This window comes from Sporosarcina gallistercoris (assembly GCF_014836415.1).
GTDB classification, from domain to species: domain Bacteria; phylum Bacillota; class Bacilli; order Bacillales_A; family Planococcaceae; genus Sporosarcina; species Sporosarcina gallistercoris.
This window is the reverse complement of record NZ_JACSQY010000016.1, coordinates 1-14,175: the sequence shown is the minus strand read 5'-3', so window position 1 is coordinate 14,175 and position 14,175 is coordinate 1. Positions and strand designations below refer to the sequence as shown.

At 44.0% G+C, this 14,175-nt stretch carries 15 protein-coding genes and 1 pseudogene; 2 read left to right on the top strand and 14 right to left on the bottom strand.

The window, feature by feature from the left end:
* Positions 1–768 precede the first annotated feature (768 nt).
* The gene (locus H9659_RS14750) at positions 769–2,031 is read left to right on the top strand and encodes a motility associated factor glycosyltransferase family protein (protein ID WP_191692011.1); all 1,263 of its coding nucleotides are present in this window, start codon (positions 769–771) and stop codon (positions 2,029–2,031) included.
* Between the two features lie 53 nt (positions 2,032–2,084).
* On the opposite strand, the gene hag is transcribed toward H9659_RS14750, so the two are convergent.
* The 13 genes from hag to H9659_RS14685 all read right to left on the bottom strand — a co-directional run bounded on the left by hag (position 2,085) and on the right by H9659_RS14685 (position 12,820).
* A complete protein-coding gene (hag, locus tag H9659_RS14745; RefSeq protein WP_191692009.1) occupies positions 2,085–2,942 on the bottom strand; it encodes a flagellin Hag in 858 nt (285 codons plus the stop codon).
* A gap of 203 nt (positions 2,943–3,145) precedes the next feature.
* Complete coding sequence (csrA, locus tag H9659_RS14740; RefSeq protein WP_191692001.1) at positions 3,146–3,373, bottom strand: carbon storage regulator CsrA; 228 nt, start codon at positions 3,371–3,373, stop codon at positions 3,146–3,148.
* Between the two features lies 1 nt (position 3,374).
* The gene (fliW, locus tag H9659_RS14735; protein ID WP_191691998.1) at positions 3,375–3,818 is read right to left on the bottom strand and encodes a flagellar assembly protein FliW; all 444 of its coding nucleotides are present in this window, start codon (positions 3,816–3,818) and stop codon (positions 3,375–3,377) included.
* Positions 3,819–3,835: 17 nt separating this feature from the next.
* Positions 3,836–4,390 (bottom strand): DUF6470 family protein, encoded by a 555-nt coding sequence (locus H9659_RS14730; RefSeq protein ID WP_191691996.1) that lies wholly within the window; start codon positions 4,388–4,390, stop codon positions 3,836–3,838.
* 69 nt (positions 4,391–4,459) lie between these two features.
* Positions 4,460–5,386 carry a flagellar hook-associated protein FlgL gene (gene flgL, locus H9659_RS14725; protein WP_191691994.1) on the bottom strand — a complete coding sequence of 309 codons (927 nt, stop codon included), beginning with the start codon at positions 5,384–5,386 and terminating at the stop codon, positions 4,460–4,462.
* 18 nt (positions 5,387–5,404) lie between these two features.
* On the bottom strand, positions 5,405–6,940 hold the full coding sequence (gene flgK / locus H9659_RS14720) for a flagellar hook-associated protein FlgK (protein ID WP_191691992.1): 1,536 nt from the start codon (positions 6,938–6,940) through the stop codon (positions 5,405–5,407).
* Positions 6,941–6,953: 13 nt separating this feature from the next.
* Complete coding sequence (locus tag H9659_RS14715) at positions 6,954–7,451, bottom strand: flagellar protein FlgN (protein WP_191691990.1); 498 nt, start codon at positions 7,449–7,451, stop codon at positions 6,954–6,956.
* Between the two features lie 35 nt (positions 7,452–7,486).
* Positions 7,487–7,756 (bottom strand): flagellar biosynthesis anti-sigma factor FlgM, encoded by a 270-nt coding sequence (gene flgM / locus H9659_RS14710; protein ID WP_191691988.1) that lies wholly within the window; start codon positions 7,754–7,756, stop codon positions 7,487–7,489.
* A 462-nt stretch (positions 7,757–8,218) separates the two neighbouring features.
* A complete protein-coding gene (locus H9659_RS14705; RefSeq protein WP_191691986.1) occupies positions 8,219–8,632 on the bottom strand; it encodes a TIGR03826 family flagellar region protein in 414 nt (137 codons plus the stop codon).
* Positions 8,633–8,650: 18 nt separating this feature from the next.
* A complete protein-coding gene (locus H9659_RS14700) occupies positions 8,651–9,262 on the bottom strand; it encodes a ComF family protein (RefSeq protein ID WP_318240742.1) in 612 nt (203 codons plus the stop codon).
* The gene (locus tag H9659_RS14695) at positions 9,259–10,638 is read right to left on the bottom strand and encodes a DEAD/DEAH box helicase (RefSeq protein ID WP_191691984.1); all 1,380 of its coding nucleotides are present in this window, start codon (positions 10,636–10,638) and stop codon (positions 9,259–9,261) included. The genes H9659_RS14700 and H9659_RS14695 overlap by 4 nt, the downstream gene beginning before the upstream one ends.
* 18 nt (positions 10,639–10,656) lie before the next feature.
* On the bottom strand, positions 10,657–11,511 hold the full coding sequence (locus tag H9659_RS14690) for a DegV family protein (RefSeq protein WP_191691982.1): 855 nt from the start codon (positions 11,509–11,511) through the stop codon (positions 10,657–10,659).
* Between the two features lie 76 nt (positions 11,512–11,587).
* Positions 11,588–12,820, bottom strand: a complete 1,233-nt coding sequence (locus tag H9659_RS14685; protein ID WP_191691980.1) for an EAL and HDOD domain-containing protein — start codon at positions 12,818–12,820, stop codon at positions 11,588–11,590.
* Between the two features lie 156 nt (positions 12,821–12,976).
* Here H9659_RS14685 and H9659_RS14680 point away from each other — a divergent pair, with 156 nt between their 5' ends.
* Positions 12,977–13,753: an enoyl-CoA hydratase-related protein gene (locus tag H9659_RS14680; protein ID WP_191691978.1), complete on the top strand. Its 777-nt coding sequence runs from the start codon at positions 12,977–12,979 to the stop codon at positions 13,751–13,753.
* A 163-nt stretch (positions 13,754–13,916) separates the two neighbouring features.
* Here H9659_RS14680 and H9659_RS14675 read toward each other — a convergent pair.
* Positions 13,917–14,175: pseudogene (locus H9659_RS14675) on the bottom strand (hypothetical protein); the annotation flags it as partial.

Genomic DNA, 14,175 nt, shown 5'->3' with positions numbered 1-14,175 from the left:
GTATCCTTAGGGAGTGGAAACACTTCTACAATGTGTATGACTGCATTTACTTAAGCCGACAAACGAAAAAGAGTCCCTCGTCCATAAATGAATCAAAGCGTTTGTTATGATTTCTTTGACAGAATAGTTGATACTTATTTATTTAAAATAAGTAGGAGATTTAATTTAAAGTCTCGTTCTTCGTAATTCTGTTCATTTAAAATAGTGGACGTCTAAAGCATTTGTTGTAAAATCAATGATTTTCAACATCATAATGGTCTTTGTTGGCTGATAATGTGCATTTAAGAGTTCAACAAGGTTAATAAATATACTAGTTAAAATAGCCGAATCGACTTTTATTTTTTCTGGATAGCTGTAATACATTTATGAACGTGAAACCAAGTACATTTTGTAGGCTATCGTTTGCAAGCGTTACTTCAATTGAGTGATTACTAGCCATTTAACTAAATAAAAAGTAAACAAGTACGTCGTCAATTTCTTTATAGAGTTATCTTGTTTGTATAAAACGATGTTTTTTAACTTTTTCGAAGTATATGTCCAACCCATTTACCAAATGAAATTCTTACTAAATTCTTGTTCATACGTGAGTCCTATTATTGGATTTGGACAGAAATTTCATGTACCTTCAAGTTTATTGGTCTTTTCAGTTTAAGTTCGCACTATGGTTGAAGATTTAAGTTTATTTAATGATCGAGTCTAAATACCTATAAAACTAGTAAGGTAAAACATAGAAATTTATTATTCTTCCGAAAAGGGGGTTATTGAAATATGGAGATTATAATTATAGAAACAAAAACAGTTCCAACAATAAAAGTAGTTCAAAATGGAAAAACTATCTATTTACATAGCAAATACAATCCTATGAATGAAGTATACTCATGGGTTGAAAACTTTGTTAAAATCATGAAAACGAATGAAAACATTTTAATTATTGGACTTGGTGCAGGCTACCATATTAAACAGATAGCGCTTGCTTGCAAAAATCAAAAAGTAAATGTAATTGAGTTTAATGACGAATTTTATTCATGGTTTATCAAAAGTATCTTTTACGAAAGTTTATCTACGTTAGAAAATGTTTGTCTACTATCATTCTCCAGACTCTCCGTAAATGAAAAGGAGAGATTATTTTCTTCATATAGTTCAACAAATATTAAGATTCATAAAAGCGGAATGGATTTAATACCTGAAAAGTACGTCCCTCTTCAATCCCTGTTAAAGGATCTACAATACCAGCAACTTACTATTGATCATCAAATAGACTCGTTAATCGAGAATTTCGATAAAAACACCTTACTAAATGATGTTGGAATTGGTAAATTAAGAGATGATTACCGAGGAAGACCAATGATTTTAGCTTCAGCAGGCCCTTCTTTGACTAAGCAACTCCCGTTATTAAAGGAAATTAAAGAAGAAGGACTAATAACGATAGGAGCGGTTGGTACTGCTATCAAACCTATGCTAAAATCTGAAATCATTCCTGATTTTTTTATGATTAGTGATCCTAACAAAGCCACTCTATCCCAATTAGTAGATGTGAATATCCCGGAAGCAAAGTTATTCTACTTAAGCACAGCTTTTTATGAAACTGTATTGTTGCATCAAGGAGAACGATATATTCTTTACCAACATGGTTTTGGGGAAGCGGAAAACAGAGCAAAAAAACGAAATGAACCACTAATAAAAACTGGTGGTTCCGTGGCAACTAGTTTATTGGATACCATGATCTGGTTAGGAGCAAAATCAGTTGCATTAGTTGGGCAAGATTTAGCTTATACTCATGGTCAAAGCCATGCAAAAGGTGCCCATTTACAAAAGATAGTAAATGTGACATCTAACCAATTGCAGGTTGACAACTATGATAAAAACGGACTAGTGAATACCTCTAAAAATTTAACAATCTATCGTAAGTGGTTAGAGTTGTATGCGCAAGAACATTCAGATTTATCTTTGTATAATTGTACAGAAGGCGGCGCATACATTGAAAATTGGAATCATATTCCTTTATTTAAATATAAAGAAATCATAAAATAAAGCATCAACAAAAAACACGATCCGATTTCTCGGATCGTGTTTTTTCATTCAAATTAACGTAGTAGTTGAAGTACACCTTGTGGCTGTTGGTTTGCTTGTGAAAGCATCGCTTGAGCAGCTTGAGTCAAGATATTATTCTTAGTGAATGACATCATTTCCTTAGCCATATCTACGTCACGAATACGCGATTCAGCAGCAGTCAAATTCTCAGAAGAAGTTCCAAGGTTGTTGATTGTGTGCTCTAGACGGTTTTGCATAGCTCCTAATTTCGAACGCTCTGCAGAAACTGTATTTATCGCTTTATTAATACCACTTATAGCAGCATTTGCTCCACTTTGAGTTGTAATTTTAATTCCTGATGTTACTGTAGCTCCAGAACCAGTAGTACCCGTTGTAGTAACACCTAATTTGTTTGCATCCATTGCAGCAAGTTTCAAGGTAACAGATTGACTAGAATTGGCTCCGATTTGGAATGTTAATCCATTACCACTATTCGATCCATTCATTAACTTCTTAGTGTTAAATTCAGTAGTATTTGAAATTCTAGTAATCTCTTTAGCTAATTCATCAACTTCTTTTTGTAGTTCACCACGATCAGAAGTTGTATTTGTGTCATTTGAAGATTGCACTGCAAGTTCTCGCATACGTTGAAGAATTGAATGTGTTTCATTCAAAGCACCTTCAGCTGTTTGAATTAAAGAAATACCATCTTGCGCGTTTTTAGAAGCCATATCCAAACCACGGATTTGACCACGCATCTTTTCCGAGATTGCTAGACCTGCAGCATCGTCTCCAGCTTTATTAATTTTCAAACCAGAAGACAATTTCTCCAAGTTTTTAGACGCGTTTGTGTTATTCGTTCCTAATTGACGGTGAGTGTTCATTGCTGCTAAGTTATGATTGATAATCATTGTTGTTTCCTCCTTGAGTTGTGAGGTTCACGTCCTTGTGAACCTGATCATTTTATTGTTTGCTCGAGTCAGGATGCCGGCCGAAACAACCTTCTCTTGCTTACATAGATTATATCGGATAGTGTTACCAAGTGTTTAGTAATTTTGATAAGTAAATTCATTTATTTTATATTTGCACTGGACATGAACCTAAAGCTGTCAAATCACTTTTCTGTTCTTGCTGTTAACTGATTAAAGATATCTAAATCCAGAGCAATCGCTTCTGTATTGGATTCTGAAATAGATTGTACTAGTTCTCCGCGTAAGATATCTACAGACTTTGGTGCTTCGATTCCGATACGGATTGTATCACCTTTAACTTCAATAATCCTAATTTCTATGTCTTCACCAATTCTAATCGTTTCGTTTGGTTTTCTTGAGAGTACAAGCATGTTAGCGTGCCCCCTTTTTGGCCTTCACATCGATAGATTGTCGCAAACTGTACTGTGAATCATTTAAAATCATTTGTTTAGCTTTCAGATTTGTGCTATTCAAAATTAGAGGAGCCTGTAAATTAATCGTCGACTCTTCGAATGGTTGCTTCAGTGACATGACTGATAACACCATCACCTCGTCTGGTTCTTTAATATTCAATAGACCGAGCGTCGGCTCATCAATGGATATTTCATAGCTATCTAGCAGCGTATATGGACTGCAAACGATGAGTGCAATTGAAGCATTCACCGTGGATTGCATCACTCGAAAGCTATCATTTCCTTCTATTGGCAAAAGCACGAACTGTTTTTCACCTTCCAGCCCCGGCAAGCCATTCGGAAACGTCCATTTCTGAACCCCCTCTATATCGAGTTCTCCATGAAACTTTGTTTTGATCTTCAATATTGAACACTCCTTTGTTAACCTTTCCAGTCAATCTGGATGGAAGAATATTGCTCCATAGTTCCACTCACTTTGCCTGGTATGTAGGTGTGGATAGGTTTGTTTGTTTGAACATCTAACGTTGGTTTTTGTGGGGTCACGTTAATGTTGGTTGTACCTGGAGCAATGGACATTTGAATTTTCGTTCTGTTTGCAACGAAGCGGATCCCTAAAGATGCAGGCGGTGGAGTCCCATTTTGCTTCGCCAAATCTGCAATTACATTCCCTCCATTTTCAATTCTTAAGAGTTGCTGTCCCTCAGAGGCTCTTCTACCAATGCCTTCAAGTGCTGCTTGTCGGCCTAATTGAGCGTGCTCTTGAGTTCTCTTGAAAACACTTTTCATATCAATATCTTCTCGGACTGCAGTAGTATCAATTGATAACCTTGGCCTAGTTGTTGAAATTTCTAAAATAGCTGCAGGTTGACTTTGTTGCATTACTGCTCTCGGCTGTTCAATTTCTTGTATCGCTTTCTCTGTATGCACAACTAGTTTAGCTGGGGTAGTTTGAATTTGCAATTGAGGTATATTCATTTTCAGCCTCCTATTTATAACAAAAAATGCCAGGCACAAGAGTACCTGGCACATCTCGTGCTGAATCGATTATCTTAAGAAATCCACAAGTGAAGGCTGGATGATTCGTGCCCCTACAGATAATGCTGCCCGGTGTACGGATTCCTGAGAAATCATTTCAGTGATGACTTTTTCGTAATCAATGTCCTCGTTCAATGACATTTGTTTTTTGGAAATCCCTTCTTGAGTTTCCAAGCGGTCGTCCATTAGTTCTGCACGATTTTGACGAGCACCGACATCTGCTCGCTCAGTGAGTAGATCATCCATCATGCCATCGACTTTTCCGATTGCTTCTCCAAAATCTACACTAGGATCATCAAAGCTTTTAAACATAGCTTCAATGTCTTTGAAAAGTTTTGCAGAAGTCGAGTTAACATTCAGCTGCACGCCATCGAAAACATTTATGTTCACATCTGATTCAAATGCAGTGAGTGCTCCTGCAGGGTCTGTATCCGTACTAATTTCGGGATAGCCTTTTTCAACCATATTGCCATTACCGTCGTCTACAAGAGTTTTATCGTAAAGTGCACTTCCAGTTTTAGTACCACTAAAAATATATTTGTCCCCAACTTTAGTATTCGCTGTGTCTTGAATCTGTTGACGAAGTTGGTCTAACTCTGACTTAATTTTCTCACGGTCAGAATCCGTCATGGCACCGGTGTTCGCAGCGTTCGTCACAAGTTCTTTCGTTCGGTGCAACGCTTGACCGACCTTATCGAGCGCATCATCCGTACTATCGAGCCAGTTGTTCACTTCACCGATGTTCCGTTGATATTGCGCCACCTTATCCACTTGCATGCGATAGTTCAGTCCGCGCATAGCAACGACAGGATCATCGGATGGACGGTTCACTTTTTTACCAGTCGTCAGCTGGTCGTTGAGTTTTCCCATTTTACTATAGCTTGATGTTAAGTTGCGGAGCATATTATTGGAAAGCATTGATTGTGTAACACGCATTTCTATGATTCCTCCTTATTATCTACCGACGACACCCATACCGTTGATGATTTTATCAAGCGTTTCGTCGACAACTGTGACCATTCGTGCTGAAGCATTGTAGGCTTGCTGGAATTGGATCATGTTTGTCATTTCTTCATCGAGTGATACGGCACTGATGGAATCACGGCGATTTGATACCGAAATCATGAGCGTTTCTGAGTTGAATTTCATTTTTTCCGCTTGTTGACCGTCTACGCCAAGTTGTCCGATTACACCTTGGAAGTATGTTTGAATCGTAGCACCGTCTAATCCCACTTTATCGTCGAACTGGACTTTACCGAGTAGTTTGGCATTCTCGCCATTTCCTTCTTCTCCAGGCTTGGAGGATGCAGACACAAGCGATGGATCATCAATAATTGCTTCACTTACCTTTATGCCCTTAGCTCCAGTTCCTTCACCTGTAAAGAAAGGAATTTTGTCACCATCTGGATCTGTCCCAGTTCCATTCAGTGTATAACCTGCTTTATGTTGATCATTAAATGCTTTCATGAAAGCATTCGCCATTTTATCAAGTTTAGCAATCATATCGGGAATCAGCCCTGTTTTACCAGTGCTACCATATGAATTGACAAGTGATTTAAGGCTTCCTGTATCTTTCATAGCCGAGGCTGCCATTGATCCTCCAACTACTTGTCCATTAGCACTGAAGCTAAAGCCACTAATTGGACCTGACGGATAGCCATCTGCGTTTGCACCATCGAGAGTCATTTCGGTTGCATCTTTTCCACTTACAATGATTAGTGGCTCTGGAGTAGGATTACCTTCCAATTTGATACTTATCGTCATACTGCCTTCTGCAACCGCAGAGGCATTACCGCCTGATTTGGTATAGCTCGTTTCAATCGGGAGGAACTGCGCAAGTTTATCCACTAATACGTCACGTGCATCGTACAGATCATTTGGTAAATAGCCGTTCGGTTCTATAGATGAGATTTGCTCATTCAATCCTGCTATTTGACTCATGATTGAATTGATTTCTTTTGTTGAAATACCGATTTCCTGTCCAGTATTCGTCTTCAACTCTTCTAAAGACTTGTTCATATAGTTGAACGAGTCCGCCACTGCAATTCCACGTTCGATTACAACCTTACGAGCTCCACCATTTTCCGGGTGCACTGCCAAGTCTTCTAAACTGCTCCAAAACTGGCTGAGTGATTTCTGTAATCCATACTCGGACGGTTCATTCATAATATCTTCAAGCTGACCAATTGCTTTTGAACGCGTATCCCAGTAGCCGAGCTTGTTGGACTCTCCTCGATATTGTTGATCCACGAAACTATCTCGAATCCGTTGAATCGACCCTGCTTGAACGCCTGTCCCTAAAAAACCAGGCATGGTTCCAGCGTTTAGTCCGACTCCCGGAAAGCCCCCTGTAGCTTCCATGTTTACGCGTTGACGCGAGTAGCCGAGTGTGTTGGCATTACTGATGTTGTGCCCTGTCGTATAAAGAGCGGACTGCTGGGTTTGCAGGCCGCGTTTGCTTGTTTCTAGTCCCATAAATGTTGAGCCCATGATGATTTCCTCCTCAAGCTTGTGAATCGAATGATGCGATTTTTTCCGTTGGCGGTTTGCCGAGTACTTCTTTTTTCGAGTAGTTCACGGACTCGGTCCGTGGACGGACCATGTCCAGCGACAGATTCACAAATTGAAGCGATTGGTAGGTGAGCTTCTGGTTCAGATCGTTCTGCCATTTCAATTCATGAATCGCGTGCAGGAGACGGTCCTTCGCCTCCTTGAGCTGTGTGCGTTCAGGCTCTTGGATGATGTCGAGTACATCAGTGATGGTCGGTTGAAGCGGTACCGGACGTCCTTGTTCGGTAAAAAAAGCGATGACTGCTGTTTCACGGGCTTTGTCGGTCTGCAAGATCGCCGCAAGATGTGCCTGCTCGTCTTTCAGCAGCTGATCGAGTCCACTGATGTCGTTTTTCTTAATGCGTGCCGTTTTTTCGTTTGCGATGCGCAGCAGGCTTCTATGAAGCTTCTCTAATTGGTCGAGCTGCCCTAGAATCGATTCGATTGTCATGAGGTCCCCTGCTTTCTAAAATGAAGTGCGCCCGCTTACAGTTTCGGTTGGTAGTAGCCGATCAGATCGGAAGCGAGCTGTTCCGCATCGACCTTATACGTACCCGCTTGGATTTGAGCTTTCAATGCGCTGACTTTGTCGTTACGTTGAGCTGTGATCGGGCTCGGTTCGGAGAGCTGTTTTGCCTCATTGGAAATTTCCAGACGGTCTTTCTGAATCGCTGTTTCGTTCTTCGTTTGCTCGTTTTTCACTTGGTTCGCCCGGTATGGGTTCACCGGTTGAATGTTGTTGTTTGTGATTTTCATGTTTGTTCTCGCTCCTTTCGAGTTAGTTTGGCTGTTAGTAACTATTTCGGCTGAATTCCGAGTAGTTGAAGGGCCTTTTGTACGAAATTACAGTTTGGCCGATATATACACCTGTATACCTACTGGTTTGGTAGCGCTTTACACGTACCCGTTTTTATAGGTGCTAAACTAATTCATTGGTAGGAAAATTGTTGATTTACGTTACAGGTGGACGCTTTCCGCGGGCTCGATCTCAGCCTCCTCGGCGCTACGCTTCTGCGGGGTCTTCGAAAACACGTGCTCCTAACGCTTCGCTTTTACTCGCAAAAGCCGTTCTTCGTTACGGCTTTCGCTGATTCCGCAGGAGTCGCCACCTTTCACTTCAATCAACGGGATTCTTATATGAAATTTTAGTGCCGATGATAAAAAAAGTTTAAAGGCAGTCCATACAGCCATTGCTAGGTCGCTTCGACTGCCAATTCATTACCTCTTACGTTCAGATAGATACGTCGCTTGATCTTTTTGTTGAATAGCTTCCCGGAATTCCGTCGCGGCTTCGAATGTTTTAAGTTCTGATTTGATCTCCGCAGTACATGTATCGCATAGTTTCCCTTTTGTCGTCAGCTTACCGCAATTATCGCATGGGTAGCCTAGGTTCGGGAACATTGCGGGTTGCAGGCGGCCTTTGCGTACCCATTTGTGGAGCATAGATTCTGTTGCTTCTGTCATTTCTACGATGCGTTCAATTGTCGCTGCACGGTTTTCACGTTTCCGTAAGAAGCGGTACACTTCTTCATATACTCGTTCTTCGTTCATCCCACATTTGCCGCATACTTCGCGGACCCCTGTATAGTTGAAAAAATCGCCGCATGACGGGCAATGTCTTAGTTCTGCCATCTGTCGTTCCTCCTTGACTCATTTCTGAATCGATCGTATTAAGGTCACCGCTTCGACTCTCGCGGCGCCTGCTTGTTTCAAGACGGTGGCTGCGTGTCGCAATGTTGTCCCTGTCGTATAAATGTCATCTACGAGGCGGTACGTGATCGGATGGACCACCGCGCCTGGTACGAGCTCGAATAGATTCTCCATCTCGAGCCGCTCTTGTTTCGACTTCTCCCCCATGACACCCGTATTCGTCTTTTCGAGCAATTGGATGTAAGGACGTTTCGCTTCGTCCAATAACGTCTCAACATGAGAGAATGTCCGGAGCCGTGCTCTTTCCGGATGCATCGGAATGGGGACTATGGTTTCATTGTTTGAAAATGACCGACGAAGTTCGTCTGCAAACACTTGCGCGAGCGCGACGTCTTGCAGGAACTTGTATTGGTGGAGCCAGTCGCGCATGGCGTCATCATATTCGTATAATGAATGAACGGAATCCAATACGTCGCCTTCTTCCTTTATGTCGGCACGAACGAAGCGTTTTGAACAGTCTTCACAAAGTGTCTTTTTCTTTTCCAGGCCGAAGAACGACTGCCAGGAAGCAATTTCTTTTATGGGTTTCATGCAGAGTAAGCATGGATTCACGTGACATCGCCTCCTGCGTTCAACCGATTGATTTCCCGTCGTGCGCCGTCCATGGCGTAACTGATGCCGTTATGGAACAGGACGAAATCTCCTGTTGGATGGTTGACATTGCGGCCTACGCGTCCTCCGATTTGGACGAGTGCCCCTTTGTCGAAGATGGATTGTTCAGCGCCGACGACCGCCACTTGGATGTTTTTAATCGTAATTCCGCGTTCCAGAATCGTCGTCGTGAGTAATCCAGGAATCGTGCCTGCACGTAACTCTTGGACGTGCTGTTTCCGATCGGGATGGGCTGAGTGGACAGTACGGATCCGGTCGTCGAGTTGTCGAAATGCTTTTTCCGCTTTCATCATTAGCTCAATCTCATGGAAGAATACGAGAAACGGTTCGTTCAAGTCGAGCCGTTTTCTGATCCATGTGTCGAGTGCTTTCGGCAGTTTTCCTTTGGATAGCTGTTTGGAATAGTTCCATAGTGGTTCGTATCGTGGTCCAGGAAGCGGATGACCGTGATAGCGCCGGGAGATGGTGGACACAGCACCTGTTTTCTTCATTTCTGCAAGGAGTTTGTCAGACGGTGTTGCGGTGACGAAGTGGATGGGCGCTCCGGGTTTAGCTACTTTACGGACTGCATGCTGGAGTGTCTTTTCCGCTGTATAAGGAAACGCATCTGCTTCATCGACAAAGATCGCGTCGAATGCGTGTCGGAATCGATAGAGCTGATGCGTGGTTGCTAGGATCAGTTGTGCATCGAACGACTTGACGTCCGCTCCCCCGTAGAGCGCTTCAATCGTCGTGGATGGAAATGCTGCACGCAGTCTTGGTTCGAGTTCCAAGATGACATCGACTCGGGGCGCTGCGATACATACTCTTTTGCCTGCTAGTAGTAGCTTATGTATCGGTTCAAATAAGATTTCCGTTTTTCCGGATCCACACACTGCGTGAATTAAATGCGGACGGACGTTCACCGTGCTTTCATACAATTCTTCGGACGCCCGCTTCTGGTGTTTGGTCAAGGTGCCTTCCCAGGCGAGTACGTGTTCCATCGGATATTCGGTTTGCGGACCTTTCCATACGATCAGCTCTGAGCACACGGACACCCTCCCCATTTGCAGGCAGTTCCGGCAATACGCGCATGGACCTTCGCAACGCAAACAATAGAAGCATGTAAATAGCAGGGGGTCCTCGTTTTCACATCGGGCGCATATACAGTCCGTTTGACCGAACAGCCCTTTTTTCATCGTCACTCCTGGACTCGTTTCGATCATGCCACTATCAATGTGGGCGTTAATCGTTTCCATAGAAAAAGGGGTGTGCTGACGCAACCAAATGCGACCGTCCAGAAAGTCTCTGACGGCCGGATCGAATGGTTTGTTCATCCGCACACCCCCTACTGTTTAGTTGTTCGTTTTCCGTTTGACCCAACCGAGTCCCATCGCACCTTCCCCTAGATGGGTTCCTATGACAGGTCCGAAATGGCTGATGGTGAACTTGACGTCCGGGAGCCGTTCGCTCAATTCTGCTAGCCAAGTTTGAGCTTCTTCGGGTTGATTGCCATGAATGATAGAGGCTTCCAGCGGCATGTTCGCGGCGTCTTCAGCAAGCATGTCGGCGATCCGTTTCATCGCTTTTTTACGTGTCCGGATTTTCTCGAAGGGTACGATGACTTTGTCGACAAAATGCAAGATCGGTTTCACTTGCAGTAAACCGCCGATCAATGCTTGAGCGCTGGAAAGTCTGCCTCCACGTTGTAAGTGCGACAAATCATCGACCATGAAATAAGCACGCATCGTTTGTTTCATTTCCTCGAGTTCGTTCATGATATCGTCCATGGAGGCACCACTTTGCGCAAGTTCCGCTGCACGGATCGCATAGAACCCTTGCATATAGCAGGAAATTTCCGAATCGAATGCGCGCACGTCCAAGGTTTCATCCAGATCACCTGCTTGGACAGCACCCGTGTATGTGCCGCTGATGCCACTCGATAAATGGATGGACACGATCGCGTCTGCACCCGCCTCTTTCAGCTCTTTGAATTTCGCTGCGAATTGGCCGACGGATGGTTGGGAAGTTTTCGGTAGTGGTCCGTTCCCCCGCACTTTTTCATAAAATTCTTCAGTCGTTAAATCGATTTCTTCTTCATAATCTTTTCCATCTATCGTTACTGCGAGCGGAACGACATGAATCTGTAGCCGCTTGCGCAAGTCTTCGGGTAAGTAGGCCGTACTGTCTGTTACAACTGCAATGTTCACTCTTATCAACTCCTGTCCTCATTCTAACGAATTGCGTAAGAATAGGGAACTGCTATGTGAACAAAAGTGAAAGTTTTTAGTCCAGCTGGCGTCCCCATCGGATAGCTTCTTGGGAATACACGCATAGATCGTTCAATGGGATGTCGAGTTCTGCACATAGAGCTTTCATACGCGGCAAGTCGAGACGCTCGACGGCAATCGCCATTTGAAGGTATTGCGCCATCTGTGTCGGTTCTCCCATGAGCGTATGCATCACATCGTCGGAAAGCGGAATGTCGTGTTCGATTTCGTGCCAATTTCGATGAAGGATTACGTCCAGCATTGAAAACATGCCGACTAGGAAGAATTCATCCGAGTTTTGGTGTCCCTTCCGTTTAGCGAGCAGTTCACACAACTTTGCACGCACGATGGAATAGTCGACAAGCACTTTCGTCCGGCCTTTCCCATCACCGACTCCCATCTGATGGAGCGTGATAATGTAGATCCATTTTTTCGTTTCTTGTAATCCGATTAATATGATTGCTTGCTGGATCGATGTGATTTTCCTTGGAATGCCAAACGCATAGGTGTTGATGAATCTCAGAAGTTTGTATGTAAGTGACATGTCCTGGGTGATGAGGCCCGCCACTTCCCGCACACTTGGCAAATCGGTATTGAGCCGGTCCATGATGCGGAAGTTGTGTTCTTCGATTGCAGGTACTTCTGCACCTTTCACGATTTCGGGCGTGGCGAAGAAATACCCTTGGAACAATGTATATCCGGCTTTTTTCGCTTCTTCGAATTCCGCCTCTGTTTCAATTTTTTCTGCGAGTAATTGGACATTCGGGTAGACCCGGACGAAATTTTGAATCCGTTCCCGTTCTTGCCGGTCAGATTGAATGAAATCGACTTTTATGAAATCGATAATGGAGAACAATCCTTTTTCCACTTCATATTGTTTCGTCAGTACAAAGTCATCCAGTGCAATCCGGAATCCTTGGTTTTTCAGTTTGCGTAATTTGGTGAGCAATGTCGGGGTAATCTCGACATCTTCCAACACTTCGATGATGACCCGTGCAGGATTCAGGTGATCATAAAGATCTTGAGTCAATAATTCACCCGTGAAATTGATGAAGGAAGGATATGCGCCAGAAACGCGATCGACACCAATCGTGAGGAATGTATTGACCAACACACCGATTGTCGCTTTTTCCGGATTTACGTTCGGAAACCGGTTCACTTCACTGTTGCGATATAAAAGTTCGTAGCCGAAAAGGTTTCCATTTCGATCCAAAATCGGCTGTCTGCCTACAAATACACTTGCATCCACAATGATTCCACCCAACTTAGTCCATTTTCCTATATTGTAGCAAATAAGCACTATATTGCAAGTTCACTATGTTAGAATAGTGTCCTACTTCTGGATTCAACTTCTTCGGAATGGTATATTTTAAGAGTATTCAATGATTTCGGAGGGGTGTATGGAATGGAAACGATTTTATTGGAAAAGAAACAGGGACTCGCGTGGGTGACGCTGAATCGGCCTGAATCGATGAATGCGTTCAATTACGACATGATCCGTGAACTCGGAGAAACAATCGAGCAGATACGGATCGATCCCGAAGTGCGAGTCGTTGTATTGACGGGGGCCGGCGACCGTGCACTCAGCGTGGGGGCTGATTTGAAAGAGCGCAAGACGTTATCGGATGTTGATGTGAAACGCAATTTGAACAAAATCGGAGAAGTGTTCACGATGATCGATCAGCTGCCGCAGCCGACAATTGCGATGATCAATGGCTTCGCATTCGGAGGCGGGATGGAACTCGCGCTTGCCTGTGACTTCCGCTTCGCAGCGATGTCCGCGGTTATGGGATTGACGGAAACGGGTCTTGCGATCATTCCAGGCGCGGGTGGTACGCAGCGATTGCCCCGTTTAGTTGGAGAAGCGAAAGCACTTGAGTTCATTTTGACGGCTCAGCGATTGAGCGCATCTGATGCCGCATTGTGTGGATTGGTGACACGTACTGTCGAAGATGCTCTATTGAAAGAAGAGACTCAGGCGTTTGCCGACAAAATCCTCGCAAATGGGCCAATTGGCGTACAGCAGGCGAAATTTGCGATTAAACAAGGAATGAAGGCGGATCTCGCGACGGGGCTGACGATTGAACGAAAAGCGTATGAAATCACGATTCCGACAGAGGATCGGATTGAAGCGCTGAATGCGTTCGCGGAAAAGAGAAAGCCGGAGTTTAAAGGACGATAAGAGAGGGAGACACGAATCTGCTTTTGGGTGGATTCGTGTTTTTTTGTGGGTGTGGTGGAGGGAGTATTGCGGTGGACGTTCGAGGATGGCTGGATCGGGCTTATTCTCGCGGTAGGTTAATTTCTCTAATTCGACTCCAAGGTCGCGATCCATTCATCTTTCCTCATTTAAAACCAAGACTGATTGGTGTGCTTCGCTTCGCTACGCATTTAAGGATGGGGTGAACACGCATCCTCGGCGTTTTTCCTCTGTACCCGATCGTTTCCCCTCCGTACCCGATCGTTCCCTCTCTGCACCCGCCCGTTTCCCCTCCGCACCCGATCATTTCCCCTCTGCACCCGCTCGTTTCCCCTCCGCACCCGCCCGTTTCCCCTCCGCACCCGCTCGTTTCCCCTCCGCACCCGATCATTTCCCCTCTGCAC

Bases quoted from the DNA above. Each gene is read 5' to 3' on its own strand.
- H9659_RS14750 (WP_191692011.1), top strand. From the start codon at position 769: ATGGAGATTATAATTATAGAAACAAAAACAGTTCCAACAATAAAAGTA.
- hag (WP_191692009.1), bottom strand. From the start codon at position 2,942: ATGATTATCAATCATAACTTAGCAGCAATGAACACTCACCGTCAATTA.
- csrA (WP_191692001.1), bottom strand. From the start codon at position 3,373: ATGCTTGTACTCTCAAGAAAACCAAACGAAACGATTAGAATTGGTGAA.
- H9659_RS14730 (WP_191691996.1), bottom strand. From the start codon at position 4,390: ATGAATATACCTCAATTGCAAATTCAAACTACCCCAGCTAAACTAGTT.
- flgL (WP_191691994.1), bottom strand. From the start codon at position 5,386: ATGCGTGTTACACAATCAATGCTTTCCAATAATATGCTCCGCAACTTA.
- flgK (WP_191691992.1), bottom strand. From the start codon at position 6,940: ATGGGCTCAACATTTATGGGACTAGAAACAAGCAAACGCGGCCTGCAA.
- H9659_RS14715 (WP_191691990.1), bottom strand. From the start codon at position 7,451: ATGACAATCGAATCGATTCTAGGGCAGCTCGACCAATTAGAGAAGCTT.
- flgM (WP_191691988.1), bottom strand. From the start codon at position 7,756: ATGAAAATCACAAACAACAACATTCAACCGGTGAACCCATACCGGGCG.
- H9659_RS14705 (WP_191691986.1), bottom strand. From the start codon at position 8,632: ATGGCAGAACTAAGACATTGCCCGTCATGCGGCGATTTTTTCAACTAT.
- H9659_RS14695 (WP_191691984.1), bottom strand. From the start codon at position 10,638: ATGAACAAACCATTCGATCCGGCCGTCAGAGACTTTCTGGACGGTCGC.
- H9659_RS14680 (WP_191691978.1), top strand. From the start codon at position 12,977: ATGGAAACGATTTTATTGGAAAAGAAACAGGGACTCGCGTGGGTGACG.